Origin of the sequence: Paenibacillus sp. RC73 (assembly GCF_044908085.1) — a bacterium.
Classification (GTDB): Bacteria; Bacillota; Bacilli; order Paenibacillales; family Paenibacillaceae; genus Paenibacillus; species Paenibacillus terrae_A.
This window is the reverse complement of the sequence record NZ_JBIYCV010000002.1, coordinates 377,102-401,966: the sequence shown is the minus strand read 5'-3', so window position 1 is coordinate 401,966 and position 24,865 is coordinate 377,102. Positions and strand designations below refer to the sequence as shown.

Genomic DNA, 24,865 nt, shown 5'->3' with positions numbered 1-24,865 from the left:
TTCAGTAGCCTCCGTGGCTGTGAGTGTGACCGCTCGCCTGTTTGTATCCCCCATTAGAATTGGCCTCTGCTTGCCCGTTCTTCTTCTGGCATTCCTTGCAATAACCGAAAATCTCAAACTTGTGTTCAACGATTTGGAACTGATCTGTCGTATCTGTCATCTGCATCGGGCAGAAAGAGATCGGTAAAGTTTTCTGACAGCTCAGGCAAATCATATGATGGTGGTGATGATGCTCATTGCAGCTCACCTTGAACTTCATCCCATCCTCAAAAGATACCTGCTCCAGGACACCCAATTCCTGCATCACACGCAAATTACGGTAAACGGTGTCAAAGCTGAGTCCGCTGTATTTTTTACCCATATATTCATAAACGTCTTTTGGGGACAGATACCCTTCATTCTCGGAAAATAACGTGGCCAGCGTCTTGCGCTGATCCGTAATACGCAGTCCCTGAGTGGACATTGTTGCGATAATTTCATCCTTTGTCAGCATGCGTTTCACCCTCCCCTGTCTGTAGTTTCAGGTTATCTGATGCAGGCTTAGGCTTGCATCTACTTATTATACCACGATTAAAGTCAAAGTTATAAGAGATATTCGCGCTCTTGATAAAGAAAAAGACGTTCTCCTGTGCTTGAACCGAATCCGCAACAGGAGAACGCCTTTATTCTGTAAGTGATCTGACTTTAAACGGTGAATGATGAGACCCTTCGGTCTAAACCGATAAACAAAACCGGATGTTCATATTAATTTTTAATAGCTGGTAATGGCATAACTACCACGGAAACTGGCAAGTTACTACCCGCCGCAGCAGTGAAATACATCTCTACACTTTCCTCGATATGACCTGTACGATACAGTACACTCATCTCATTCGGAGCCCACACGGAGCCGTTCGTCGGGATACCCACGACCTGATTATTCACCATAGCATAGCCAGAGTATTCACCACCACGCGGATTAAATGTAATCAGGGAATACGGCGCTACGCGATCCAGTTTAACCTTATACACAACACCAAAATTACCCGCATTGGAGGAAGAAGAACCGTCCAGACCGTCTGAACCAAGCAGGTTCGGGTCTACTTTATTGTCGCCAAGAACGATACGCTGAGCTGTTTTACCAACCTCTTCCGTATATTGAAGCGTAATATCCGAATTCGCATACGTTCCACGGTTATGAATGCCGTCCTTAGGCAGTTTTGCGAGAGTAGGCATTGCAGTCAACGGATCTGCATTTGCATCTAACACAACAACTGTGTATTGAATAGGTTGATCCGTATACAAGTCGGATAAGAGAGAAATGACCTGTTTTTGCTTAATTTTTTGCGCATTCAAATCCTGTAAAATAACGCGGCTTTCGCCTGGATTCAGAATTGTGCTGGAACGTTTGCTTCCATCCTGCATGGATTGAAAGTACCGCTGAATCGAAATCTTACCCGCAGCCGTCGCAAACTCAGATGGGCCGGCGAAACCGGAATTTTCGACGTTCAGATTGGTAGCAGTAATATTATTGTTGGTTGCGATAACGTACATTTTTACATCTCTGCCCGTTTCATTCACATGATGGACGAGTATACGTGTGCTGCCTGATCCCATTTCCTGATACACAATGCCATCCTGGAATACACGTTCCGGGCTGTTAGCACGGATCAGAAGGCGTGGTGAAGATGTACTGGTTACCGGAATGGTAGCCATGGTAGGCACCTGACTGCCATCTACACTGTATTTATCACCAAAGGGCGTGAAGATTTTGTTGAAATCATCTTCATTGTACAGCAGTTCATTCGTAATTTTAATCGTTTGACTTACTGTACCCGTTTCGCCATGTTTGTCGGTCACGGTCAGTGTAATGGTCACATCACCTGGCTCGAAAAACGCCAGCTTCTTGTTCACCCAGTCACGCTTGGTGATGGCATTTTCATCGTCCGTACTCAAGTCGGTAATGGTAATTTTTTCACCCATTTTGTATTCTTTTTTATCAGTCGTAAACAGAGCCACCGGCGGTTGGTTTGGCGGTCTTACTGTGATGGTCACGGAGTAAGGATCGCTCCAGTTCCCTGCCGAATCAAGAACGGAATATGTAACTACATATGTACCCGGCTCCTGAAATACATCCTGCTTGCCTTCCCAACGCTGGTTCACAATCGGAAGACCTGTAGGAGAAGATTCCTTCGTAAGATACGTAACTGTCGTTTGGTCTGCATAGATATCTTTTTGCTGAACCGTGAAGGAAGCTTTAGGCTTTTGATTCAAATCCATAATAACCTGTTTTGTAATATTATTTACAGTATAAGGAATATTCAAGGCCTGTGTAATAGAGGTCAACGGCACCATAAATACGTTCTTTTGCTGGAATGCCGGTCCCTTCATTTGTCGAGCCTCACCGTTAACCGTATAAATTTTGCTATCAGTCTTGAAGCGTAGCACGTTTGTACCTTGGGTGATAACGGTTTCCTTGGTAGCAGTGTCATAACTAAACTGTAATCCGACGCGGCTGACAAGCGAACGGATAGCTACATAAGAAACACCGTCCTTGACTGTCATCGGCTGAGTCGCCGTGTACACCTGTCCGTTTTGTTCCATTTTTGCGCTGTTCAAATACAAAATCAGTTGATTTGCACTCATGGATGTTGGAGAACCACCAGGGTTGATGATCGTTCCGTCCCCACCGTATACATCATTGGATACGTTCGATCCGTTGGTTGTATCCGTCGGCAAACCAGACAATGGATCATTGGATACGCCTGTGTTATCAGGTGTCACCATGTCATTTTGTGTTCCAGTGCTATCTTGTCCCCCGATGCTATTATCAACGCCGGAATCTGTGACATTGGCCTGAGCCTGCTGTCCGCTAACCGAATCGGTGGATTGAACAGTGGATACTGCTTCTGCTCCTACAGGGGCTACTGCAGCCACCTGGGCTACCGCAAGCGCGGTGAGCATGGTCCATTTCTTGAAATTCATTCTCTGTCTCCTTCTATTACCAAATTATTATCATCCCCGTAAAAAGTCATACTATTAGACGCGGCTGTTGCCCAAAAGTTGCTGGGAATTTTTCTGAACATGAAAAAAAGGGAACTTTCTCCTGTGGCTGCAAGAAATACTACAACAAAAAAACGCCGCCCCATCTGACCTGATGGGGCGGCGGCTTCATAAACAGAAAGTATTTTAACGGTCATTCAACATTATGACGGACGGACGGCGACATTTATCCCTGCAGTCTCCAGACGGCCCTCTTCAATGAGACGGTAAGCCCGTTGGACCTCTTCATCTGTAGGGGAAGGAACCCCTTCCAGCGGATACGCCTTGCCGAGCATTTCCCACTTGTATACACCCATTTGATGGTAGGGTAAAATTTCGAACTTTTCGACTCCGTTCAACGTTCCGATAAACCGTCCCAAATTCAGCAGATCCTGCTCATCATCATGAATACCCGGTACAAACACGTGTCTAATCCACATCTTGCGCCCTTGTTCAGACAACCAGCGTGCCGTACTCAGCATACGGTCATTGGACTTGCCTGTAAGCTTAATATGCTTGTCGTTGTCAATATGCTTAATATCCAGCAACACCAAGTCTGTTACGTCCAGCAGTTCATGGATACGGCCTGCATCATTAAAACCGTTACTGTCCAGCGTCGTGTGCAAATTCCAGCGTTGCTTCACTTCTTTGAACAGCTCTGCTACAAAATGAGCTTGCAGTGTCGGTTCTCCACCGGATACGGTCAATCCGCCTCCCGAAGAACGGTAGTAGGCTAAATATGGCTCAATTTCAGCCAATACCTCTTTCAGTGTCATTGGATTGCCTTCATTTAAAGCCCAGGTGTCCGGGTTGTGGCAATATTGACATTTTAACAAGCATCCTTGCATAAAAAGCACGAAGCGGATGCCAGGACCATCTACGGTCCCGAAGGTTTCCAATGAGTGTATGTGACCTTTCAGCATGTTGCATCTTCCTTCCCGCATCCGCTATGCGTGCGTCGTTGTAATATGTGATACGTAAAGCTTTGTTACATTGTACCGTGGAAAGTACGATTAATGACATCCAGCTGTTGTTCACGAGTCAGCTTGATAAAGTTAACGGCATAGCCTGATACGCGAATCGTAAGCTGTGGATAGTTTTCTGGGTGATCCATCGCATCCAGCAATTGTTCACGAGCAAACACGTTAACGTTCAGATGATGCGCATGGCTTCCAAAGTAGCCGTCCATCATGGAAACGAGATTCGTTTTGCGTGTTTCTTCTTCTTTACCCAGTGCTTTAGGCACGATAGAGAAGGTATTCGAGATACCATCCAGACTGTGCTCGTAAGGCAACTTAGCTACGGAGCTAAGGGAAGCCAAAGCACCTTTTTTGTCGCGTCCGTGCATTGGGTTCGCACCTGGTGCAAACGGTTCGCCAGCTTTACGTCCATCCGGTGTTGTACCTGTTTTCTTACCGTACACCACGTTGGAAGTAATGGTCAATACAGATTGAGTAGGAATCGCATTCCGGTAAGCTTTGTGCTTGCGGATCATGCCCATGAAGGACTCTACCAGTTCTACTGCGATGTTATCTACACGATCATCGTTATTACCGTAGCAAGGGTATTCCCCTTCAATTTCAAAGTCAATGGCGATGCCTTTTTCGTTACGGATCGGTTTCACCTTCGCATGTTTAATGGCGCTCAGGGAATCGGCTGCAACGGACAGACCAGCAATACCACAAGCCATCGTACGGACAATATCACGGTCATGCAACGCCATTTCAATCCGTTCGTAGCTGTACTTGTCATGCATGTAGTGAATAACGTTCAAAGTGTTCATGTACAGTTTTGCCAACCATTCCATCATTGGCTTGAAGCGGCTCAGCACTTCCTCGTAATCCAACACTTCACCTGTAATTGCAGGATATTCAGGGCCCACTTGAGCACCTGATTTTTCATCCACACCACCGTTGATGGCATACAACAAAGCTTTAGCCAAGTTGGCACGGGCACCAAAGAATTGCATTTGTTTACCGATTTTCATTGCCGATACACAACAAGCGATACCATAATCATCGCCATAAATCGGACGCATCAGATCATCATTTTCATACTGAATGGAGCTAGTTTCAATAGAAACTTTGGCACAATATTTTTTGAAGCCTTCAGGCAATTTTTCAGACCACAGTACAGTCAGGTTTGGCTCCGGTGCAGGTCCCAAATTGTACAGGGTGTGCAAGAAACGGAAGCTGTTTTTAGTAACCCGAGTTTCTCCAGTAATGGACATACCGCCAATGGATTCAGTTACCCATGTTGGGTCTCCGCTGAACAGTTCATTATAGTCAGGTGTGCGCAGGAATTTAACAATACGCAGTTTCATAACAAAATGATCGACCAATTCTTGTGCTTGCTCTTCTGTCATTGCGCCTTCTTCCATATCCCGTTGAGTATAAATATCAAGGAAGGAAGATACACGTCCCAAGGACATTGCAGCACCATTTTGTTCTTTGATCGCTGCAAGATAGCCAAAATACACCCATTGGAAAGCTTCTTTTGCGTTGTTAGCAGGCTTTGAGATGTCGAAACCATGCTCAGCAGCCATTTGTTTCAGCTCGTTCAAAGCGCGAATTTGCTCGGAAATTTCTTCACGCAGACGAATTACGTCTTCTTCCATGGAATCCACTTCAAGGCTTTTCAGTTGAGCCTTTTTGTCTTTAATCAGGAAGTCTGCGCCGTACAGTGCTACACGACGGTAGTCACCGATAATGCGACCACGACCATATGCATCTGGCAAACCAGTGATAATACCCGCTTTACGAGCTGCTCTCATATCATCGGTATAAGCGTCGAATACACCCTGATTATGCGTTTTGCGAATATGAGTGAAGATATCAACAATGCTTTGCGGTACTTCAAAGCCATAGGCTTTGCAAGCGTCGATCATCATCCGGATTCCACCAAACGGCTGCAAAGAGCGTTTGAATGGAGCGTCTGTTTGTACACCGACAACTTGTTCTTTATCCCGGTCTAGATAGCCCGGCTTATGTGAAATAATGGTGGATGGCGTATTCACGTCTACATCAAGCACGCCACCGTTTGCCAACTCTTTTTTGGTAAGATCGGATACAATATCCCACAGTGCAGTTGTGTTGGCAGTAGGACCAACTAGAAATTCCTCGTTACCGACATAAGGTAAGATATTGGTTTCAATAAAATCGTTGACGTTGACTTCTTTAGTCCATTTACCTTTTTTGAAACCTCTCCAGCCAGATTGTTGCTCTTGTAATTCTCTCTCAATCACCGACATGTAAATCCCTCCAAATTGTTTGGTCTTCCGGACTTGTGATTTTTTTCACATTAAAATAGTGTCTCGAGCCCGGCCTTTTCACCGATGCCTTACGCTCAGTGTCGGGACCTTTCTTACACCCTTATTGTAGAATAATGATAGAGTGTAGTATGTGACAAAAATCACAATACAGGTGACATTTATCACTTTATTTTCTTTAGCTTCACGCCCGTACTTTTATCCTTGCCGTTCACCCCCCTTCCCAAACCAACAGGCCCTCTATATAGAGAGCCTGCGTTGGTATTAACGGGAAAATGCTTAGTCACAAGCCTCTTCGTACCTATATATTATTGGTCAAAACGTCCGTAGAAGGCATTGCGGTATACATCAGCCAATTCGGTAACCAGCGGCAGCTTCGGATTCGCAGTTGTACATTGATCCTCAAAAGCGCGGTCAGCCAGATAATCTACACGCGATTCAAAATCCTTCGCATCGAAGCCGATTTGCTGGAACGATTCCTCGATACCGAGTGTTTTGTTCAACTTGCGGATCGCTTCGATCAGACTGTTAACCCCTTCTTCCGTTGTACGGGCAGGCAGTCCCAGTATGCGTGCAATTTCTGCATAACGCTCATCCGCAACAAAGTGCGAATATTTAGGGAACGAAGCAAACTTCGTTGGTTTTTTCGCATTATAACGAATGACGTGTGGTAACAAAATGGCATTCGTGCGACCGTGCGCTGTATGGTATTGTCCGCCCCATTTGTGCGCAAGACTGTGGTTAATACCCAGGAATGCATTGGCAAACGCCATCCCTGCCAGTGTGGAAGCATTATGCATTTTTTCACGAGCCAGCTTGTCGCCAGTCAGAGCCGATTGCTCCAGGTATTGGAATACCAGTTGAATGGCTTTAATCGCCAGACCGTCTGTGTAGTCACTAGCCATTACGGACACGTAGGCCTCGATAGCATGCGTCAGTACGTCCATACCTGTATCCGCTACAGCTGTTTTAGGCAGCGAGTATACAAACTCAGGGTCAATAATTGCCACATCAGGAGTCAGCTCATAGTCAGCCAGCGGATACTTCGTGTTGCCCTGATTTTTGTCTGTAATAACTGCGAACGACGTAACTTCCGAACCTGTACCCGAGGTTGTAGGAATGGCTACAAATTGTGCCTTCTGACCAAGACGCGGGTATTTGTAGATCCGTTTGCGGATATCCATGAATTTTTGTTTCAAGTTGTTGAAATCAGTATCTGGGTATTCATAGAACATCCACATGCCTTTAGCCGCATCCATCGGCGAACCGCCGCCCAATGCAATAATGCAATCCGGTTGGAAACGTCTCATCATTTCAGTACCACGTTCTACCGTAACTGTCGATGGATCTGGCTCTACTTCAGAGAACACTTCGATAGCTACTGGCGTTTGGCGTTGGTGTAAATAATGAATGACACGATCCACATATCCGAGTTTCACCATCATAGGGTCTGTGATAATGGCTACACGTGTGATATCAGGCATTTTAGCAAGATACTGAGTCGAATTTTTTTCGAAATAAATTTTGGAAGGTACTTTGAACCATTGCATATTCACCGTTCGTTTCGCCACCCTTTTCACATTAATCAAGTTGACTGCCGATACGTTCGACGAAGTCGAGTTACGTCCGTACGAACCACAACCCAGTGTCAGCGATGGAAGGTTGGTGTTGTAGAGGTCACCGATCGCACCATGTGTGGAAGGCGAATTTACAATGATACGGCCTGTTTGCAAACGGTTTGCGAACCGAGCGATAACGTCCTCATCGTTCGAATGAATAGCGGACGAGTGGCCCATGCCCCCGAATTCCACGACTTCAGCAGCGCGTTGAATACCTTGTTCCGCATTTTTTACTTTATAGCAAGCCAATACAGGACTCAATTTTTCCGCAGACAATGGGAATTTTGTTCCTACCCCTTCAATCTCAGCGACCAAAATTTTAGTTCCTGCTGGTACTGTGATACCACTCATTTCAGCAATTTTTACAGCAGACTGCCCGACAATAGCTGGGTTCACTGCACATTTCTCGACATTCATAGCTCCTTGAGTGAGCTTAGCTGCTTCTTCTTTATTTACAAAATAGCAGCCGTTAGCGATCATCAATTTTTTCACTTGTTCGAAGATTGGCTCTTCGATAATAACCGCTTGCTCGGAAGCACAAATCATACCGTTGTCAAAAGATTTGGAGAGGATGAGATCGTTCACAGCCTGCTTGATGTCTGCTGTTTTTTCAATAAAGCAAGGCACGTTACCTGGGCCTACACCCAGAGCAGGTTTACCGCAGCTATATGCCGCCTTAACCATGCCTGATCCACCAGTTGCCAGAATCAGCGCCACATCCGGGTGATTCATGAGTGAATTTGTCTTATCCATCGATGGAGCTTCAATCCATTGAATACAATCTGCCGGAGCACCATGTTTGACGGCTGCTTCAAGCAAAACGCGAGCTGCTTCCGCACTACACGATTGAGCGGATGGATGGAAACCAAAGATGATCGGGTTACGTGTTTTAATAGCAATCAACGCTTTGAACATTGTAGTTGAAGTCGGATTAGTCACTGGAGTGATCCCCATAATGATGCCGACGGGCTCTGCTATTTTTTGAAAACTGTCAAAGTCATTATCTTCAATGACACCAACGGTTTTTTCATTTTTGATGCTATGATAGACATATTCTGTTGCAAACATGTTTTTAATGATTTTGTCCTCATACACACCGCGTCCTGTTTCTTCAACAGCCAGCTTCGCCAGATGCATGTGCTTATCCATCCCTGCGATTGCCATAGCTTGTACGATTTCGTCAATCTGCTCCTGATTCATACTCATAAAAGCCTTCTGTGCCCGGTTCCCCCGGTCAATCAGTGTTTGAATATACTGCTCAGCGCTTTGCTCTTTTTGGATAACCTCGTTTTTAACAGCCATTTCCCTCATCCTCCTGTTATCTCGTGTACTATCTCTTGTTCACGCACTGATCGTAACACAGCTTTTCAAGATATATTGTGATTTTTTTCACAATCTATTTAAAATTTTATTTTATGAAGTGAATTAAATCACAAAGTTTGGAATTCTGCCACTTTTACCCCCTCTTCTTGCCCCAAAAACGCATAGCACAGGTATATAATGAATTTGAATTGATCAAGTTGCAGATAAAAAAACAAAGGAAACAAAGGGGAAATGGACGATGAGAAACCCTGCAAACGTAATGGAAGCCCGCGGCAACACCTGTTGCTTCTCGGAGACCAGCTTCAACCGGCTGCAAGTGATGATGAAAGATCGGGTCATGCCAGAAAGCTCACATCTGTTCTGGGAAGGAGATACAGCGGATAAGCTGTTTTATATCAAGCGCGGACGCGTGAAAGTAACGAAAACAACGGATGAGGGTAAGGAACTTATACTATATATGTACCAAAGCGGCGATCTGATTGGTCAAGCTGATCCATTTTTCGGTACCAAGCACTCCTTTTCTGCCGAAGTTCTGGAGGACAGTGATATCGGTGTTGTCGATCATACGGATTTGGAGCTGCTTATTTGCCAGCACTGTGATTTTGCCATTGACTTTATGAAATGGATGGGGTCCCACCACCGTATTACTCAGACCAAATTTCGTGATCTGATGATGTACGGCAAGCCCGGTGCTCTATGCTCCACGCTAATCCGCCTGTGTAACACCTATGGTGAGCCTCATGGGGAACATATCCTTATTCATAAAAAAATCACTCATACCGACCTCTCCAATATGATCGGTGCCACCCGCGAAAGTGTAAACCGGATGCTGAGTGATTTGCGTAAAAAAAATGCAGTCGAATATGATAATGGCATGATCGTCGTAAAGGATTTGGAAATGCTGCAAGGTGTATGTCATTGTGAGCTGTGCCCGCGTGAGATTTGCCGGATCTAAATTATTGTTTTATTTTATGTAAAAGAGAGTGTTCTGTAAACTGTATGGCTTACAGAACACTCTCTTAATTTTACACTCCCACTCCACCTAAATGGCGGGCAGCAGCGGAGCAATCCATTTGAATCTGAAGAAGCGAAGCATTCGCCTTTGCAGCGGGATTCTCACCTCTAAATGTCTTATACAACCCAAAAGAATCCCGCTGCAACAGCGATCATAAAATCAAATGGATCGCGAAGCGGCTAACACCACGCCAACATCCTTCTCTACACTTTTAGAACTGAAAGCACAGATAACTTAAATTCCCCATCTCATAGCTCCTGTGGATGACCTTGGCCTTATTCGCCGGATCTCCACTCCCCATGGCAATAAGCAACGGTACAAAATGTTCAGCTCTCGGTACCGCTTGACGAGCATATGGGGCTTCGCTTTCATAGCGATCCAAAGCCTCCACATCTCCACTCTGTACATTTTCAATAATCCAGTCATCAAAATCAAGTGCCCAAGGCTCTGTTTTCGTTTCTCCCCATTTGACGATGCGCAGATTATGAACAGTTACACCACTGCCAATGACCAAAATATCCTGCTCACCCAACCCCCGCAGCACTTCACCGATAGCATATTGTGCTTTAGGCGATAGAAACGGATTCACGGAAATCTGGACTACCGGAATATCCGCCTCAGGATACATACGATGCAAAAGTGTCCAGGACCCATGATCCAGCCCTCGCACCCGGTCCGTTTGTACGTCAATACCCTTTTGCTCATATAATTCTTTCAACTTGGCCGCCAGCTCCACCGAACCATGCGCTGGATATTTCACCGCATACAGCTCCGGCGGGAAACCGCCAAAATCATAAATCGTATCGTAAATGTCGTCTATCGAACTAACTGTCAATGCCTGCGTTTCCCAATGGGCGGTAAAGATAACAATAGCCTTCGGGCGAATACTCTTTCCAAGCTGCTCCAGAAAGGCAGTATATTCTGTCTGTTCAATAGCAAGCATAGGTGATCCGTGGGCTAAAAACAAAGATGGCATCATGTGAAAATCCCCTTATCATTTATCAATTTATTTTTCTCAACAAGTAACTTTATGTAAGTAATAATACATAAGTAACAAGGTTATGTCAATGCAGATTTTAGCATACACTTAAAAATCGTCGCTTCCTTAAATAAAGATTGATATAGGTATAAAGTCATAGTAGTATATAACTAAATATTCACTATAACTCGATATAAAGGACTGGTTTCTATGGAGATACATACTGCTAATTGCCCAAAGTGTGGTTCCGTTTTCCGCCAAATTCTTAGAAACCTGTGCAATACTTGTATTCAAGAAGAAAATTTATTTTATGACCGCTGTTCTAACTATTTGTGGAAACATCCCACTACTCATACTCGCCAGCTTAGTGAAGTAACCGATACACCTATGGATTTGCTTACAGACTGGGTGAGAGCAGGCAAGTTTCCCTCCACCTATAGCCAGCTTGATTATCCTTGCGAGTCTTGCCATTCCCCGATTTATGCGGGAAGGCTTTGCCATTCCTGCCTCGGTACGTTCCGTACAGCAGCGCTCGATATTCAAACCCGTGTCCCCCGTCGTACTGCGACAGGATTGTTTTCAATCGCAGGCCGCGCCAAAGTTTATTAAGTATTACAAAATAAAAAACAGCCTTTTTCCTAGGAAAAAGGCTGTTTTGCTATGAAAAACGTTTATTCGGCTTGGTACTCATCTAATCCATTCCTCGGCCCAATATTGAATCTGTTCCATTACCGGCTGAAGTGCACGGCCTTTGGTTGTCAGCTCATATTCAATGCGGACAGGAGTTTCCGGGTATACATGACGTGTAAGAATTCCTTCATTCTCCAGATCCTTCATCCGCTCAGACAGCATTTTATCGCTCATTGTAGGAATCAGATTGGAAATATCCTTAAAACGCTTGGGACCGCTCATCATGGATTGAATAATGAGTCCGTTCCAACGCTTACCCAGACATGAAAAGGCACTTTCAAAACGCGGACACATTTTTGTAAGTTGCGGTTGAACCTCCATATTTTTCACCTTCTTTAGCATTTCGGTTTGATAAAGCTTTCCTTTTGTTAGTATATATAATTTTAGCATACTTTATCCCGAAAGAAAACACTTTCTTCTTAATTTAATACCTGATCCGATAAAGTTGCCATGACCAAAGCTGATTATACAACAAACCTACATAAGAGGTATATGGCAAATGCGTTAAATAAAAAACAGACGGAATCTCAAGAGATTTCCGCCTGCAAGTCTGTTCAATATCATGCTTATTGGAATAAATAAATGGAAATTATACCAATACCCCACCGAGAGGTCTAACAGGCTCGCTTTTACCATATACTGGTTTAACTATACCTGTCGGATAAGCCCAGCGTATACTATTGGCAATGACCTTCAGAATATCGGGCTGGTAATAGGTCGGATACGTTTCATGACCCGGGCGGAAATAAAATATTTTACCACTGCCACGACGGAAGGTACAACCGGTTCTGAATACCTCTCCACCTTCAAAGTTGCTGACAAAGACCAATTCATCCGGCGCTGGAATATCAAAAAACTCACCGTACATCTCTTCGCGCTCTAACAAAATTTTGGCGTCAATTCCATTCGTAATGGGATGGGATGGATTTACGGACCAAATAATTTCCTGTTCTCCTGCCACTCTCCATATGAGATCACAGCTTGTGCCCATCAGGGCTTTGAACGGCTTGGAAAAATGTCCCGAGTGCAGCACGATCAAGCCCATACCTTCCTCTACCCGCTTTACAACACGGGCTGTAACTTCATCACTCACCTGATCGTGTGCTTTATGCCCCCACCACAACAGCACATCTGTAGAATTCAGGATTTCTTCTCCCAAACCATGTTCAGCATCATCACGTAACGTAGCCGTTCGAATTGCGAACCCTTCGCCTGAGAGGCCATCAGCCAGTGCCTTGTGTATCCCATCAGGATATACCTGTTTGGCTTCATCATTCAGCTTCTCGTTCAAAAACTCATTCCAAATGGTGACGTTAATCATCAATACTTCCCCCTATTAGGTTAGACCCACCACATCTCGCTCAGCGGTTCTTCAATGAGGACCTGGCGAAGATTGTGGACGGCTTTAGTAAAGCCTTCCTCAACGGACATCAGCCCATCCTCGTGCTCAATACTCACTACATAATCGTAACCCACCAGGCGAAGAGCACTAATAATATCCGCCCATGTTTTGATATCATGTCCATAGCCGACAGTACGGAACTGCCAAGCGCGATCCAGCATATTCGAGTAATCCTGCATATCGGTCAAACCGTATTTATTCACATTAATCGGGTCAATCGTCGTATCCTTGGCATGAAAATGGTGAATGGCTCCCTCTCGGCCCAGAATTTGAACCGCCTGTACCGGATCAATACCCTGCCACCACATATGGCTCGGATCCAGATTGGCACCAATGACCTCCCCGACCGCTTCACGCAGACGAAGCAAGGTCGCTGGCGTATGAACGGAAAAGCCACCATGCAGCTCCAGCCCGATTTTGACGTGATGATCTGCTGCGAATTTTCCGGCTTCGGTCCAGTAAGGGATAATTTTATTTTCCCATTGCCATTTTAGCACTTCCTGAAAATCATTCGGCCACGGCGCAACAGGCCAGTTCGGATACTTCGCATCCTCATGATCACCCGGACAGCCGGAAAAGGTGTTCACAACGGGAACTTCCAGCTTTTCTGCCAAACGAACCGTTTTAAGAAACGCCTCGTGATCAGCCTGTGCCAAATGCTTTTGCGGATGGAGCGGGTTGCCATGACAACTGAGTGCGCTAATGGTCAGTCCACGGGACTCTACTGCTTTTTTGAAGTTTTTGAGCGCTGTTTCGTTATCCAGCAGTTCATCCGGCTTGCAGTGTTTATCGCCCGGGTTACCGCCTGTGCCGATTTCTACTGCATCCAGTCCTTGGGATGCTACATAGTCCAAAGCCTCTTCCAGTGAACGTCCGCCGAACAATACCATAAATACTCCAAGTTTCAAACGTAATCCCTCCCTGTATTATATGTGAAAGAAGCTGCTTATCTTATAATGATGGCCTATTCAGGATACTTGCGGGCTTAATCAAAATAGACGGCTTTTCCTGTACGCGCCGATTCATAGATAGCTTCTAAAATTTCAGTAACTACCAGTGCCTGTTCCGGCTTCACAAGCGGCTCTTTATCGTCCAGAATGGCTTCGATCCACAGACGGGCTTCGCGATCCGCTTCGTTTTCCGTTTCTCCGGAGTAAAAGGCTACACCGCCCGCATCCAGATCAATTTTCGTATCAAACAAGCGGCTGTTCTTCTCCCCGTTAATACGCAGACCATCCTGCATATCGGCTCCGCCCTCAGTCCCGCATAACAGTGTCTTGGCTTCGCCAAATTCTACAACGTTCAGTGCCCAACTGGATTCCAATACAATAGTGGCTCCATTTTGCATGGTAATAAAACCAAAGGCAGAATCCTCCACCTTAAATTCCTCAGGGTTCCACGGTCCAAAGGCATTCGCCGCGTTTTTACGATCTCCGAGTTTATGGAAGGTTGAGCCCAGAACGCTTTTAGGCTTGTAATTATCCATCAGCCAGAGAGTCAGGTCGAGCGCATGCGTCCCAATATCAATAAGTGGACCGCCGCCCTGCTTATCTTCATCCAGAAATACTCCCCAAGTTGGAACCGCGCGGCGACGCAGAGCAATTGCTTTGCCTAGGTAAATTTCGCCAAGCTCTCCCTGCTCGACCAATTGTTTCAGGTACAAGCTGTCATTGCGATAACGGTTTTGATACGCAATGGACAGCTTTTTACCTGTACGGTTCGCAGCATCTAGCATTTCTCGAGCCTGCTCGGCGGTTTTGGCCATCGGCTTCTCGCACAGCACATGCTTACCTGCCTCAAGCGCAGCTACCGTAATTTCCGAGTGCGAGTCGTTGGGCGTACATACATGTACGACTTCAATGTCTTTATTTTCAAGCAGCTTACGGTAATCACTATAAACCTGGGAGCCTTCAGCACCAAACTTTGCTGCGGCCTCCTCCGCACGTTCCAGAATGATGTCACAGAAAGCAACGATCTCTGCACGCTTTTGCTTGGCAAGACTCGGCAAATGCTTGCCAGTAGCAATGCCCCCACAACCAATAATTCCGATTTTGAGTGTTTTAGACATGAATATTTCCTCCCTGAGCTGCGTATTGTTGGAGCCACTTAAAGCTGGTTTCAATGCTTTCGATTGGAGGATTCGAGCTGAAATCCTGTTCCACGACGATCCAGTTCACGCCTGCCTGAATAGCGGCGTCTGTAATGGCCTGAAGCTGCACTTCTCCTTTGCCAAGCTCTACGGTAACTGCTTTGTGCTGCTCGTCACGTGCCATATCCTTTAAGTGAATGATAGGCAGGCGTCCGCGATAACGTCCGATGTATTCCACAGGATCATAGCCTCCGTAGTATACCCAACAAGTATCCATTTCGACCTGCAACAAATCAGCGGGAACTGCATCATATAGAACATCAAATACCGGACGATCACTAATTTTCTCCGTCAATTCAAAATCATGATTATGGTAAGCCAGAACTAAGCCATGTTCTTTCACTTTTTCACCAATACGATGCAAATTGGCAAAAATCTCATCCCACTGGCGCTGTTCTTCGGTTAAATAAGGAACGATCAGGTACTTGTTGCCCAATTCTTTGTGGTAAGCGATCTCCTCATCCAAATGGTCCAGCAGGCGGGTATATTGAATATGAGTTCCAATAACTTCTATGCCCAGCTCATCCAAAAGCGCTCTGACATCCTTGGCACTACGTCCGAAAAAGGCATGAAATTCAACCCCTTTATAGCCCAGCTCAGCTACCTTGCGCAACGTACCTTCAAAATCCTGTTCAAGTTCTTCCCTTACTGTGTACAATTGCAATCCTACTTTAGCCATTGTCCTTCACCTCTTCAATTAGGATGGATGAATCGTTATATCTGTTCCATGATACAAATCCTCGTCTGGCTCAAATGTACTTTCCAACGTAATATGCTTACCTTCCAATGAGGAGCGCTGAAAAGCGTGCATAGCCTCTAATACATGATAGGCCAGTTCCACGTTAGCACGGTGGTTCTTTTCACTGCGAATGGCTCTCACCATCTCACCCGCACCTATTCCGCGTTCGTTCTTCCCACACTCAAATAAAGGTTCCACGAGCTCTGCGGTTTCCTCTCCAGATCGGCGAAGCTTGACATCTCCGTTAAAAAAGTTCGGATCAGGCAGGCTTAAGGTTCCTTCCGTACCATAAATTTCAATACGCGGCAGATCCGTCGCCCCCTGAATGTCAAAGCTGGCAATGAGCGTTACAATGGCTCCGTTATGGAAATCCATCGTTCCGGTCAAATGCGTTGGTGTCTGTACCCGCAGCGGTGTGCCGCTTTTGGGACCGGAATGTATGTAACGATCAGGAATCTGAATGCCCACTGAACTGCTGATTCGCCGGATCGGACCCAGCACATGGATCAGCGACGTCAAATAGTAAGGTCCCATGTCAAACATCGGACCGCCTCCAGCGACATAGAAAAATTCCGGATCAGTATGCCACCACTCGGGACCTCTACCCATAAAAAAGGCAGTAGCGGCTACGGGCTGCCCAATCATTCCGTTTTGTATGGCATAGCGTGCAGTCTGAATACCCGCGCCAAGAAATGTATCCGGGGCACAGCCGACACGCAGGTTTTTTGCCTTGGCTAGATCCAGAACGCGTTTGCCATCCTCCAAGGAAACCGCCAAAGGCTTTTCACTGTACACATGCTTGCCTGCCTCCAGTATCGCCATATCCGTTAGTGCATGGCTGCCAGGCACGGTCAGATTAAAAACAAGCTCAATCTCGGGCTGACGAAGCAATTCATCTACCTTGTATGCGTTTTCAATGTTAAATTCATTGGCCCTCGCTTTGGCCCTTTCCTCCAATAAATCAGCCACGGCCACCACTTCGATAAGCGGACTGTTTTGGAGATTTTCAAGGTATACCGCGCTAATGTTACCGCAGCCGATAATCCCGGCCTTCATTCGTTCCACGTCGTCACACCCCCTGGCCTCCAACATGTTCTGTATTCTGTTATAAGCCTTACAGACACAATAGTATTCTATTTCCGTTTCGTTTAAAATGAATAATATGATTAAAACATGAACAATCTGGTCAATATTTGAAGCAGCCATATGCCCAAAGGAGTCATCATCATGTCTATCGTCGAGCCTTGTCAGGTTCTTACCGCAGGCTATTCCTTCCATCGTAAGCCCTTTTATTCGAACCAGCCCGAAGGGATCAAAAATTATTTATTTCGTCTACAAACAGACGGACGCTGCCAGGCCCGCATTAACGGGGAAATGACACGGATTGAGGCGGGTGACCTGCTGCTGTTCAATCCTATCGAGCCTTATGAGCTGGACATTCACAGTGAGTTAAATCCCATGGGGGAACAGGTCGTGGAGAGCGGAGATTATCACATTTTTTTTGGAGGCTCCTGGGTAGATGAGTGGTGGCACCATCACAAACGGCCCAACCGCATCAAGGTCCAGCTTACCGAAGCACTGCTTGGCCTATTTCGGCAGCTTGTGATGGAGCAGCGGCGTATTTCTAATCCTTATCCGGAAATATCGAGCTATTACATGCGCATTCTTTGCCTGGAGTTTGACCGTATGCTATCCGAGCATCCGACTTCCACCCATCATAATTATCTCGCTTATCAGATTAAAAATTATATTGAAGAAAATGCTTCTTCCAATTTTAAGCTGGATGACGTGTCCTCACACATCGGCATCAGCGTATCCAGAGCTGTACATCTGTTCAAGGAAACATTTAATACGAGTATTATGCAGTACACACTGGATATCAGGCTCAACATGGCGAGGGAGCGCATTATTTTCAGCCCCATGTCTTTGGAACAGGCAGCCGAATCGTCCGGTTTTGCAAACTATACGTATTTTCACCGCGTATTTCGCTCCCGCTTCGGCATGTCGCCCAAGGAATTCAGAGTGATCCACCGCGAGCAATTGTAGTATTGGTAAAAATAAAACCTTGAGAGAGCCTTTCTTGCTCCATCAAGGTTTTGTTTTGTTCCGATTTCAAAATTATACTTCATATTTCTTCTGAGTCTGCAAAATATCTACGGTGCAATCGTCAGCATCACTACTGACATCGGTGGCAGTGTAACATCCAGGCTCTGATCTTGCTGCTGGAAGGACGTGAAAGTTTCCGTTTTCACACGCTCCGGCTGATCAAATGTATTGTGTGCCTGCATATCGTCACTGGCGAGAACAACGCCGCTAATTTGCTTAACGTTTTCCAGCCCTCTCAGCTCCAGATTCAAGAAAGCCGCCTCGCCCGGATGGACGTTGCACAAACTCACATGAATATATCCGTCCTGCGCCTTGGAAGCGGACACACTCACCTGTGGAATGGAATTACCATCATACTCATAATTGCCTACGGTTACATGGGTAGCCAGCGCTTGTGCATCCTGATGCACCTTGAACATTTCAAATACATGGTATGTCGGCGTCAGTAGCATAGCAGGTCCTTCGGTCAGAACCATAGCCTGCAAAACGTTGACCATTTGAGCAATATTCGTCATTTGTACACGGTCATGATGATCGTGGAAAATGTGCAGGTGCAGTCCGGCTACCAGCGCATCGCGCATCGTATTTTGCTGATACAGGAAGCCCGGATTGGTACCCGGCTCGGTCAGGAACCAGGTTCCCCATTCATCTACAATCATTCCGACCCGTTTGTCAGGATCATATTGGTCCATAATAGCAGAATGGCGTGTAATCAATTCATCCATACGTAATGATTTTTTCATCGTCTCAAACCATTCCGCTTCATCAAAACCAAGTGCTTGCCGTTTCGCTTCCCAGGTGCCCGGGACCGTGTAGTTATGCAGACTCAAGCCATCCATAAGATGCCCAGCTTCACGCATCAGCACTTCGGTCCAACGATAATCGTCCACATTGGCCCCGCCCGCAATCCGGTAGATACGGTTATCACCATAATTACGGACATACGTCTGATAACGACGATACAGATCAGCATAATATTCCGGACGCATATTGCCGCCACAGCCCCAGTTTTCGTTACCTACGCCAAAATATTTAAGCTTCCATGGCTGCTCACGCCCGTTTTCCTGCCGCCATGCGGCCATAGGGGATTCCCCGTCAAAGGTCATGTACTCTACCCACTCCGACATCTCCTGCACCGTACCACTGCCAACATTCCCGCAAATATAAGGCTCAGCGTCTAACAGCTCACACAGCTGAAAAAACTCATGGGTGCCAAAATGATTATTTTCAACCACACCACCCCAGTGTGTATTGACCATTCTTTTGCGATTTTCCTTCGGTCCGATGCCGTCCTTCCAATGGTATTCATCGGCAAAACAGCCACCTGGCCAGCGCAGCACAGGAATATTCAGCTTTTTGAGCGCTTCTACCACATCATTGCGAATCCCGTCCGTATTTGGAATCGGGGAATCCTGTCCAACCCACAAACCTTCGTAAATACATCGTCCAAGATGCTCGGCAAATTGTCCGTAAATATTTTTATTAATAACGCCTTGCTCCCAATCTGTATGCACAACAATAGAACCCTTCATGACAAGCCCTCCTCAAAAATAGTAAAGTTCATTAGACTATACATTTCAATGATTACGCTTTCATAAAATTAAAAAATATGGCGTATACCTGATTCTCTTTTCCATCTCAACGTTTACAATCATGCAATGTAACAGCTTAGATAGTTAATGTAAATATTAATAATTAAACAAAAATATTTTACATGTTTAATATATTTTATTGCCTTCTATTTGTCAATCGTTAACCCATAGCTCCACCCAAACCAAAAAGTCTGCCCTCAAGGCAGACCATGGTATGACCACTTTAGCTCGTGATCACAGAAACAGCCGCATGTTCAGTGGAGTCTGAGCCTACTTCATTTCAAGGATGTCCCTTGCCAGCGAGAACCGCTATAGCCGGGACAATTTTGATTGACTGCCAGAGCGCGTACACGGACAATACTTCCGCTGATGCTGCACGTATGCCCACCCATTAACTCATCACATTGCGAACAAGCTAACAGTCTGGCCTCGTATACATTATCGGTCACACATTCCATTCCCGGCCTCATGTTGTTTATAATTCTGGTAATTTGCTCTTCCGAAATAGCGATGTCCCTTTCACACCCTTTACAGGTGTTTGGTGCGGTTATACCATCCATCATCGGCTTACCCTCTCTTTCAACAACATCCTGAGTACATGCGGCTGGAGGACCTTATTTCCGTTCCGGCGGGAGCTGGGCAGCCGCTTCCGATACGACCATCGCCAAGTCCTCATTTCCGAACATAGACAGTACTCCTAATACTGTGTCCAGCGGGATATCTCCCGCTTCTTCACGCGATACGGTCAGCTTACGTACTCGGAGCAGACGCTCATTGCTATCCTGCTGCGGATAAGCTGCACGATACAGTTCCTCCGGCTCCAGCCCGTGATTGATGCACCATTGCGCAAACACAAGGATCATCATATCCTCTTCCTGCTTATAATTTTCGATGATAGCCTCTTCAAGCTGTTTACCGCGGTTGTACTCTTCCATTCGTACATTTCTCCTTCAATCTGTTTCTAGATGTCTGGACAACCTTGACGGCTGTCGTTCGTTCTGTGTTAGTCATCCAAACGGCTAATAAGTTCGTCCGCCAACATATGACTTTCCAGCACCCTGCCAGCACGCACACTGCATTCCTCTGGACGATGAATATGCTCCAGAAAATGATTTACCACTCCGGTGAATCCCCGTCTTTCCAAAATCGTGTCCCAGCTTCCGAATGAATGTGACAATGGCGGCTTATTTTTTTGCATAAAAATAGCCTGTTCCATGTTGGTCACCTCGACGGAACGACCTGCCCCATGCAGCTCCACCTTCTCAATGTCAGCCCCTGCCTGTCTGTTCATACTGTAGCTACCGGAGGCATTTCCCAAACGTACGGACCCGAAAGCAGCGTTCATGTATCCTTCACTCGTCGTGTCCAGACTGCTATGCAGCAGCTCATAATCATCGCCACCCAGCCACAATAGCAGATCGAGCATATGAATCAAATCATCATAAACCGTCTGTGCCGCAGGTCTTGGATCATATCCAGTCCGATGCTTGATCGTCGCGCATTGGCTGAAACCTCCTGCTTCCTCCAGCCACGCTTTAGCAGCTACATAATGCGGGGCAAAACGTCGGTTAAAGCCGACCGCCAGCAGCACAGCCTGTGCCTCCGCAAACGCGGTCATTTCCAGGTTTTGACGCACATCATAGGACAGAGGTTTATCCACATACACCGCAACACCTTTTTCAATACACGCCATAACCAGATCAAAATGGGCTTCGGTCGCAGCATGTATGAATACAGCCTCCGGCTCCCATGCCAGCATTTCCTTTACATCCGTCGTTCCTCTCGGCAGCCTGTATTGCTCCATAATGGAACTAACCGGCTCCTGCGAACGGTTCATGACTCCTACAATATCTACACCTTCGTGCGCAGTCAGCAGCGGCAAATACACTTTGCGGGCAATACCTCCCAGACCTGCAATAGCCACTCTTGTTTTCGTTTGCTTATTCATATCATACCCACCTCTGATGACTCATTTCTTCTGTTGTCTAGTTTACATGGAAGTCCGCTGACAAGCAAAGAAAAGAGGCTGCCCCCGATCCAGTTAGACCTGACGGAACAGCCTCTATGCATAAGCCTCCAGCTTCAGCTACGATTATTCCAGTGTGCTTAGCTTAGGCGTGCAGCGCTTGTTTTCTTGTTTTTTCACTTTTTATTTTTTTAACACGCATTCCAATGGCTACGACCAGAACAACGACTAGAACTTCAAATCCGTATTTGACGACCCCATTCGTGAACCAATGTGCAATCAGCGGCTCGGCCACTACCATTTTGGCAGCAGTATAGGCCAGTACAGCAGCTCCAATTGTAATGACCATCGGAAAACGTTCGGTCAGCTTCAAAATAATTGTACTGCCCCATACCATAATCGGAACGGAAATCGCCAGTCCCAAAATAACAAGCAACATATTTCCATGAGCTGCTCCCGCAACGGCAAGTACATTGTCGAGCCCCATCATGGTGTCGGCAATAATAATGGTACGAATCGCGGCCCACATTTGATTGGTTGCAGAGATTTCATGTTTTTTCTCCTCAACCAGCAGCTTGTAAGCAATGTAGATGAGCGCAAGCCCCCCGATTAAACGCAAGCCGTAAATTTCCAGTAAGTACGTGACCAGCAAAGTAGCGATAACACGAATGACAACCGCGCCGACCGTCCCCCAAATAATGACCTTTTTTTGATTGGCCTTCTCGACATTACGGGCTGCCAGACCAATCACAATCGCATTGTCACCAGCCAGCACCAAATCAATGATAATGATTGACAATAGTGCGGTTAAAAACTCGATTGACAAAAAATCCATACGTTTCTCCCACCTTCTTTATTTATTTGTTATACTGTACTTAGTTCTGCGCTTTATACTAAAAAAGCGCCATTTCACGGAATCCGGAAACGGCGCTTGACCCAAATTTAGCATCAAAAAAAGACCATTACCCGGATTCCGAAAATCCTGGCAAAGGTCTCGCTTACAACATTACGTTGCCAATAAAGCCGGGGATTTAAAAAATCCCGTAATGACGACTTTACTCGTTGAGCTACTCCCCTTTGGGAACTATTCTGTTAGTGGCAGTATAGCACACATTATTAGGAATGTGAACCCTATTTTTTTCTGTATAAGCGACAAGCCGAACAGGGATATTGAAAGAGGTATGTAAATGAAAAAATGGCTACTCACCGCGGCTTATGTTTCGCTGCTCTGCACCGCGTTTATCTACAGATATGATTGGCTCGCCTGGGCGAACAAGCAAACCTCATTTCCAGTTCTGCTGCTGCTCGCGTTTCTATTCGCGTTAATTCCATTTGTGCCTTACAAGCTGATTATCGCTTCCATTGCTTATGCAGCAGGTGCCTGGCAAGGTGCTCTGATTTGCTGGCTCGGCACTACATTGGCTGCGTTGGTGGTTTACGGGGCGGTACTTACCCTATTCCGTGACAAAGGACGGGCTTATCTGGAGCGAATTCCAGCGTTGGAGCGCTTGAACCGGGTCATGGAGCGAGAGCCTTTTGCTGCTGTGCTGCTGGCCCGCCTGATTCCGATCATCCCGCAGGCAGCTGTGAATGTATATGCCGGGGTCGCAGGCTTTCCGTTCTGGAGCTTTATGCTGGGTACGGCGATTGGCAAGCTTCCTGCAATTGCGGTATACGCTTATGCAGGCGGGACTATTGCCGAACGTCCGGTCACTGGCTTGCTCATTTTGCTGCTGTATACAGCACTGGTAGGCGGTGGCTTTGTGCTTTACCGCAAAAAGATTCAACGTGTTAATAAATCTTAGCTTCTGTGAGCCTGCCGCTAGATCAGTAAGGATGAAGGTTAGCGGTGGCTTTTAGTCCAAAGAAATTTGCAAAGCTGGTTTGTTTCTGTCGTTCCATTGGATTTTGCGAACATGTCGTATATAATTTAATTGTAAGCTATTTAAATAACAACTAATTGAAACTTTCTCAGAATGGAGTGACAAATATGAGCACCAACAATCCAAACACCGTGGAGAAGGCAACTTTTGCAGGCGGCTGCTTCTGGTGCATGGTTTCCCCCTTCGAGGAGCTACCCGGCATTTTAAAGGTAAGCTCCGGTTACACAGGAGGACATACGGAAAACCCGACCTATGAAGAGGTATGTTCCGAAACAACGGGACATGTAGAAGCAGTACAGATTACATTTGATCCGCAAATCTTCCCATATGAAAAATTATTAGAGCTGTTCTGGCAACAGATTGATCCGACGGATGAAGGTGGACAATTCCACGATAGAGGTTCATCCTACCAAACAGCTATTTTCTATCATAACGAAGAACAACGAATCAAGGCAGAGGCTTCCAAAAAAGCGCTGGGTGAAAGCGGCCGTTTTGACAAGCCCATTGCTACACCAATTCTGCCTGCGGCAACCTTTTATGAAGCGGAAGAATATCATCAGGACTATCATAAGAAGAATCCCGCCCATTACAAGCGTTACCGCAAAGGCTCTGGACGTGAAGATTTTATTGAGCAAAATTGGTCGGGCAAAATAGATAAATCTGATCTTAAAGATCGGCTGACACCTATTCAATACGAAGTAACACAAAAAAACGCGACCGAGCGCCCTTTTCAAAATGAGTTTTGGGACCATGAGGGTGAAGGGATTTATGTGGACATTGTTTCGGGAGAGCCTTTGTTCAGCTCGCTCGACAAATATGATGCAGGTTGCGGTTGGCCCAGCTTTACTCGCCCGCTGCGCAGCTATAACGTCAAAGAAAAAAACGACCTCAGCCACTTTATGATTCGTACCGAGGTCCGTAGTCGCGAAGCGGATTCCCATTTGGGACACGTATTTGATGATGGCCCAGGTCCTGATGGCCTGCGCTATTGTATTAATTCCGCTGCGCTCCGTTTTGTGCCTCAAGTAGACTTGGAACGTGAAGGCTATGGAGCCTATAAGTCATTATTTGAAAAGTAAGTAGACTTCAAAAATATTTTAGACTGGCCCAGAA

At 46.0% G+C, this 24,865-nt stretch carries 22 protein-coding genes; 5 read left to right on the top strand and 17 right to left on the bottom strand.

Features of this window, described 5'->3' with window-relative positions:
- Window position 1: 1 nt before the first annotated feature.
- The 5 genes from ABH897_RS05380 to adhE form a co-directional block, all read right to left on the bottom strand.
- Window positions 2–493 carry a Fur family transcriptional regulator gene (locus ABH897_RS05380; RefSeq protein ID WP_044647275.1) on the bottom strand — a complete coding sequence of 164 codons (492 nt, stop codon included), beginning with the start codon at window positions 491–493 and terminating at the stop codon, window positions 2–4.
- A 251-nt stretch (window positions 494–744) separates the two neighbouring features.
- Complete coding sequence (locus ABH897_RS05375) at window positions 745–2,964, bottom strand: copper amine oxidase N-terminal domain-containing protein (RefSeq protein WP_404591335.1); 2,220 nt, start codon at window positions 2,962–2,964, stop codon at window positions 745–747.
- A 221-nt stretch (window positions 2,965–3,185) separates the two neighbouring features.
- Entirely contained in the window at window positions 3,186–3,944 is a 759-nt protein-coding gene (pflA, locus tag ABH897_RS05370) for a pyruvate formate-lyase-activating protein (protein ID WP_283652331.1), read from the bottom strand.
- A 65-nt stretch (window positions 3,945–4,009) separates the two neighbouring features.
- Complete coding sequence (gene pflB / locus ABH897_RS05365) at window positions 4,010–6,271, bottom strand: formate C-acetyltransferase (protein WP_283652332.1); 2,262 nt, start codon at window positions 6,269–6,271, stop codon at window positions 4,010–4,012.
- A 326-nt stretch (window positions 6,272–6,597) separates the two neighbouring features.
- The gene (gene adhE, locus ABH897_RS05360) at window positions 6,598–9,210 is read right to left on the bottom strand and encodes a bifunctional acetaldehyde-CoA/alcohol dehydrogenase (RefSeq protein WP_283652333.1); all 2,613 of its coding nucleotides are present in this window, start codon (window positions 9,208–9,210) and stop codon (window positions 6,598–6,600) included.
- 259 nt (window positions 9,211–9,469) lie between these two features.
- Between adhE and ABH897_RS05355 the strand changes: the two genes are divergently transcribed.
- Window positions 9,470–10,186 carry a Crp/Fnr family transcriptional regulator gene (locus tag ABH897_RS05355; protein ID WP_283652334.1) on the top strand — a complete coding sequence of 239 codons (717 nt, stop codon included), beginning with the start codon at window positions 9,470–9,472 and terminating at the stop codon, window positions 10,184–10,186.
- Between the two features lie 271 nt (window positions 10,187–10,457).
- Here the strand turns inward: ABH897_RS05355 and ABH897_RS05350 are convergent, their stop codons facing one another.
- Window positions 10,458–11,225, bottom strand: a complete 768-nt coding sequence (locus tag ABH897_RS05350; protein WP_404591333.1) for a DODA-type extradiol aromatic ring-opening family dioxygenase — start codon at window positions 11,223–11,225, stop codon at window positions 10,458–10,460.
- A 330-nt stretch (window positions 11,226–11,555) separates the two neighbouring features.
- On the opposite strand from ABH897_RS05350, the gene ABH897_RS05345 reads away from it, so the two are divergent.
- The gene (locus ABH897_RS05345; RefSeq protein ID WP_404518881.1) at window positions 11,556–11,834 is read left to right on the top strand and encodes a hypothetical protein; all 279 of its coding nucleotides are present in this window, start codon (window positions 11,556–11,558) and stop codon (window positions 11,832–11,834) included.
- Between the two features lie 78 nt (window positions 11,835–11,912).
- On the opposite strand, the gene ABH897_RS05340 is transcribed toward ABH897_RS05345, so the two are convergent.
- From ABH897_RS05340 to ABH897_RS05315, 6 genes are all read right to left on the bottom strand, one after another.
- On the bottom strand, window positions 11,913–12,236 hold the full coding sequence (locus ABH897_RS05340; protein WP_044647281.1) for a winged helix-turn-helix transcriptional regulator: 324 nt from the start codon (window positions 12,234–12,236) through the stop codon (window positions 11,913–11,915).
- A 268-nt stretch (window positions 12,237–12,504) separates the two neighbouring features.
- On the bottom strand, window positions 12,505–13,236 hold the full coding sequence (locus ABH897_RS05335; RefSeq protein WP_404518879.1) for a ThuA domain-containing protein: 732 nt from the start codon (window positions 13,234–13,236) through the stop codon (window positions 12,505–12,507).
- A gap of 20 nt (window positions 13,237–13,256) precedes the next feature.
- Complete coding sequence (locus ABH897_RS05330; protein WP_044647283.1) at window positions 13,257–14,225, bottom strand: sugar phosphate isomerase/epimerase family protein; 969 nt, start codon at window positions 14,223–14,225, stop codon at window positions 13,257–13,259.
- A 77-nt stretch (window positions 14,226–14,302) separates the two neighbouring features.
- A complete protein-coding gene (locus ABH897_RS05325; protein WP_283652337.1) occupies window positions 14,303–15,385 on the bottom strand; it encodes a Gfo/Idh/MocA family protein in 1,083 nt (360 codons plus the stop codon).
- Window positions 15,378–16,145: a sugar phosphate isomerase/epimerase family protein gene (locus ABH897_RS05320; RefSeq protein WP_283652338.1), complete on the bottom strand. Its 768-nt coding sequence runs from the start codon at window positions 16,143–16,145 to the stop codon at window positions 15,378–15,380. The genes ABH897_RS05325 and ABH897_RS05320 overlap by 8 nt, the downstream gene beginning before the upstream one ends.
- A gap of 18 nt (window positions 16,146–16,163) precedes the next feature.
- Window positions 16,164–17,270: a Gfo/Idh/MocA family protein gene (locus ABH897_RS05315; RefSeq protein ID WP_283652339.1), complete on the bottom strand. Its 1,107-nt coding sequence runs from the start codon at window positions 17,268–17,270 to the stop codon at window positions 16,164–16,166.
- Between the two features lie 162 nt (window positions 17,271–17,432).
- Between ABH897_RS05315 and ABH897_RS05310 the strand changes: the two genes are divergently transcribed.
- Window positions 17,433–18,251, top strand: coding sequence for an AraC family transcriptional regulator (locus ABH897_RS05310; protein ID WP_283652340.1), 819 nt, complete (start codon window positions 17,433–17,435; stop codon window positions 18,249–18,251).
- A 107-nt stretch (window positions 18,252–18,358) separates the two neighbouring features.
- Here the strand turns inward: ABH897_RS05310 and ABH897_RS05305 are convergent, their stop codons facing one another.
- The 5 genes from ABH897_RS05305 to ABH897_RS05285 form a co-directional block, all read right to left on the bottom strand.
- Entirely contained in the window at window positions 18,359–19,843 is a 1,485-nt protein-coding gene (locus ABH897_RS05305; protein WP_404591331.1) for an alpha-N-arabinofuranosidase, read from the bottom strand.
- Window positions 19,844–20,178: 335 nt separating this feature from the next.
- Window positions 20,179–20,466 carry a DUF6171 family protein gene (locus ABH897_RS05300; protein WP_404518877.1) on the bottom strand — a complete coding sequence of 96 codons (288 nt, stop codon included), beginning with the start codon at window positions 20,464–20,466 and terminating at the stop codon, window positions 20,179–20,181.
- A 51-nt stretch (window positions 20,467–20,517) separates the two neighbouring features.
- Window positions 20,518–20,838: a hypothetical protein gene (locus ABH897_RS05295; protein ID WP_025683366.1), complete on the bottom strand. Its 321-nt coding sequence runs from the start codon at window positions 20,836–20,838 to the stop codon at window positions 20,518–20,520.
- Window positions 20,839–20,906: 68 nt separating this feature from the next.
- Complete coding sequence (locus ABH897_RS05290; RefSeq protein ID WP_404518876.1) at window positions 20,907–21,851, bottom strand: Gfo/Idh/MocA family protein; 945 nt, start codon at window positions 21,849–21,851, stop codon at window positions 20,907–20,909.
- Between the two features lie 163 nt (window positions 21,852–22,014).
- Window positions 22,015–22,704, bottom strand: coding sequence for a TerC family protein (locus ABH897_RS05285; RefSeq protein ID WP_044647291.1), 690 nt, complete (start codon window positions 22,702–22,704; stop codon window positions 22,015–22,017).
- Window positions 22,705–23,056: 352 nt separating this feature from the next.
- Here ABH897_RS05285 and ABH897_RS05280 point away from each other — a divergent pair, with 352 nt between their 5' ends.
- Together ABH897_RS05280 and msrA are read left to right on the top strand one after the other, a co-directional pair.
- Window positions 23,057–23,674 carry a TVP38/TMEM64 family protein gene (locus tag ABH897_RS05280; RefSeq protein ID WP_404518874.1) on the top strand — a complete coding sequence of 206 codons (618 nt, stop codon included), beginning with the start codon at window positions 23,057–23,059 and terminating at the stop codon, window positions 23,672–23,674.
- A gap of 185 nt (window positions 23,675–23,859) precedes the next feature.
- Window positions 23,860–24,831: a peptide-methionine (S)-S-oxide reductase MsrA gene (gene msrA, locus ABH897_RS05275; protein ID WP_404518873.1), complete on the top strand. Its 972-nt coding sequence runs from the start codon at window positions 23,860–23,862 to the stop codon at window positions 24,829–24,831.
- Window positions 24,832–24,865: the final 34 nt, after the last annotated feature.

What these genes read in the sequence shown, in the direction of transcription:
- pflB (WP_283652332.1), bottom strand. Translation starts at nt 6,271, where the DNA reads ATGTCGGTGATTGAGAGAGAATTACAAGAGCAACAATCTGGCTGGAGA.
- adhE (WP_283652333.1), bottom strand. Translation starts at nt 9,210, where the DNA reads ATGGCTGTTAAAAACGAGGTTATCCAAAAAGAGCAAAGCGCTGAGCAG.
- pflA (WP_283652331.1), bottom strand. Translation starts at nt 3,944, where the DNA reads ATGCTGAAAGGTCACATACACTCATTGGAAACCTTCGGGACCGTAGAT.
- ABH897_RS05280 (WP_404518874.1), top strand. Translation starts at nt 23,057, where the DNA reads ATGAAAAAATGGCTACTCACCGCGGCTTATGTTTCGCTGCTCTGCACC.
- ABH897_RS05310 (WP_283652340.1), top strand. Translation starts at nt 17,433, where the DNA reads ATGTCTATCGTCGAGCCTTGTCAGGTTCTTACCGCAGGCTATTCCTTC.
- ABH897_RS05350 (WP_404591333.1), bottom strand. Translation starts at nt 11,225, where the DNA reads ATGATGCCATCTTTGTTTTTAGCCCACGGATCACCTATGCTTGCTATT.
- ABH897_RS05290 (WP_404518876.1), bottom strand. Translation starts at nt 21,851, where the DNA reads ATGAATAAGCAAACGAAAACAAGAGTGGCTATTGCAGGTCTGGGAGGT.
- ABH897_RS05295 (WP_025683366.1), bottom strand. Translation starts at nt 20,838, where the DNA reads ATGGAAGAGTACAACCGCGGTAAACAGCTTGAAGAGGCTATCATCGAA.
- ABH897_RS05305 (WP_404591331.1), bottom strand. Translation starts at nt 19,843, where the DNA reads ATGAAGGGTTCTATTGTTGTGCATACAGATTGGGAGCAAGGCGTTATT.
- ABH897_RS05335 (WP_404518879.1), bottom strand. Translation starts at nt 13,236, where the DNA reads ATGATTAACGTCACCATTTGGAATGAGTTTTTGAACGAGAAGCTGAAT.
- ABH897_RS05320 (WP_283652338.1), bottom strand. Translation starts at nt 16,145, where the DNA reads ATGGCTAAAGTAGGATTGCAATTGTACACAGTAAGGGAAGAACTTGAA.
- ABH897_RS05340 (WP_044647281.1), bottom strand. Translation starts at nt 12,236, where the DNA reads ATGGAGGTTCAACCGCAACTTACAAAAATGTGTCCGCGTTTTGAAAGT.
- ABH897_RS05375 (WP_404591335.1), bottom strand. Translation starts at nt 2,964, where the DNA reads ATGAATTTCAAGAAATGGACCATGCTCACCGCGCTTGCGGTAGCCCAG.
- msrA (WP_404518873.1), top strand. Translation starts at nt 23,860, where the DNA reads ATGAGCACCAACAATCCAAACACCGTGGAGAAGGCAACTTTTGCAGGC.
- ABH897_RS05285 (WP_044647291.1), bottom strand. Translation starts at nt 22,704, where the DNA reads ATGGATTTTTTGTCAATCGAGTTTTTAACCGCACTATTGTCAATCATT.
- ABH897_RS05380 (WP_044647275.1), bottom strand. Translation starts at nt 493, where the DNA reads ATGCTGACAAAGGATGAAATTATCGCAACAATGTCCACTCAGGGACTG.
- ABH897_RS05355 (WP_283652334.1), top strand. Translation starts at nt 9,470, where the DNA reads ATGAGAAACCCTGCAAACGTAATGGAAGCCCGCGGCAACACCTGTTGC.
- ABH897_RS05300 (WP_404518877.1), bottom strand. Translation starts at nt 20,466, where the DNA reads ATGATGGATGGTATAACCGCACCAAACACCTGTAAAGGGTGTGAAAGG.
- ABH897_RS05325 (WP_283652337.1), bottom strand. Translation starts at nt 15,385, where the DNA reads ATGTCTAAAACACTCAAAATCGGAATTATTGGTTGTGGGGGCATTGCT.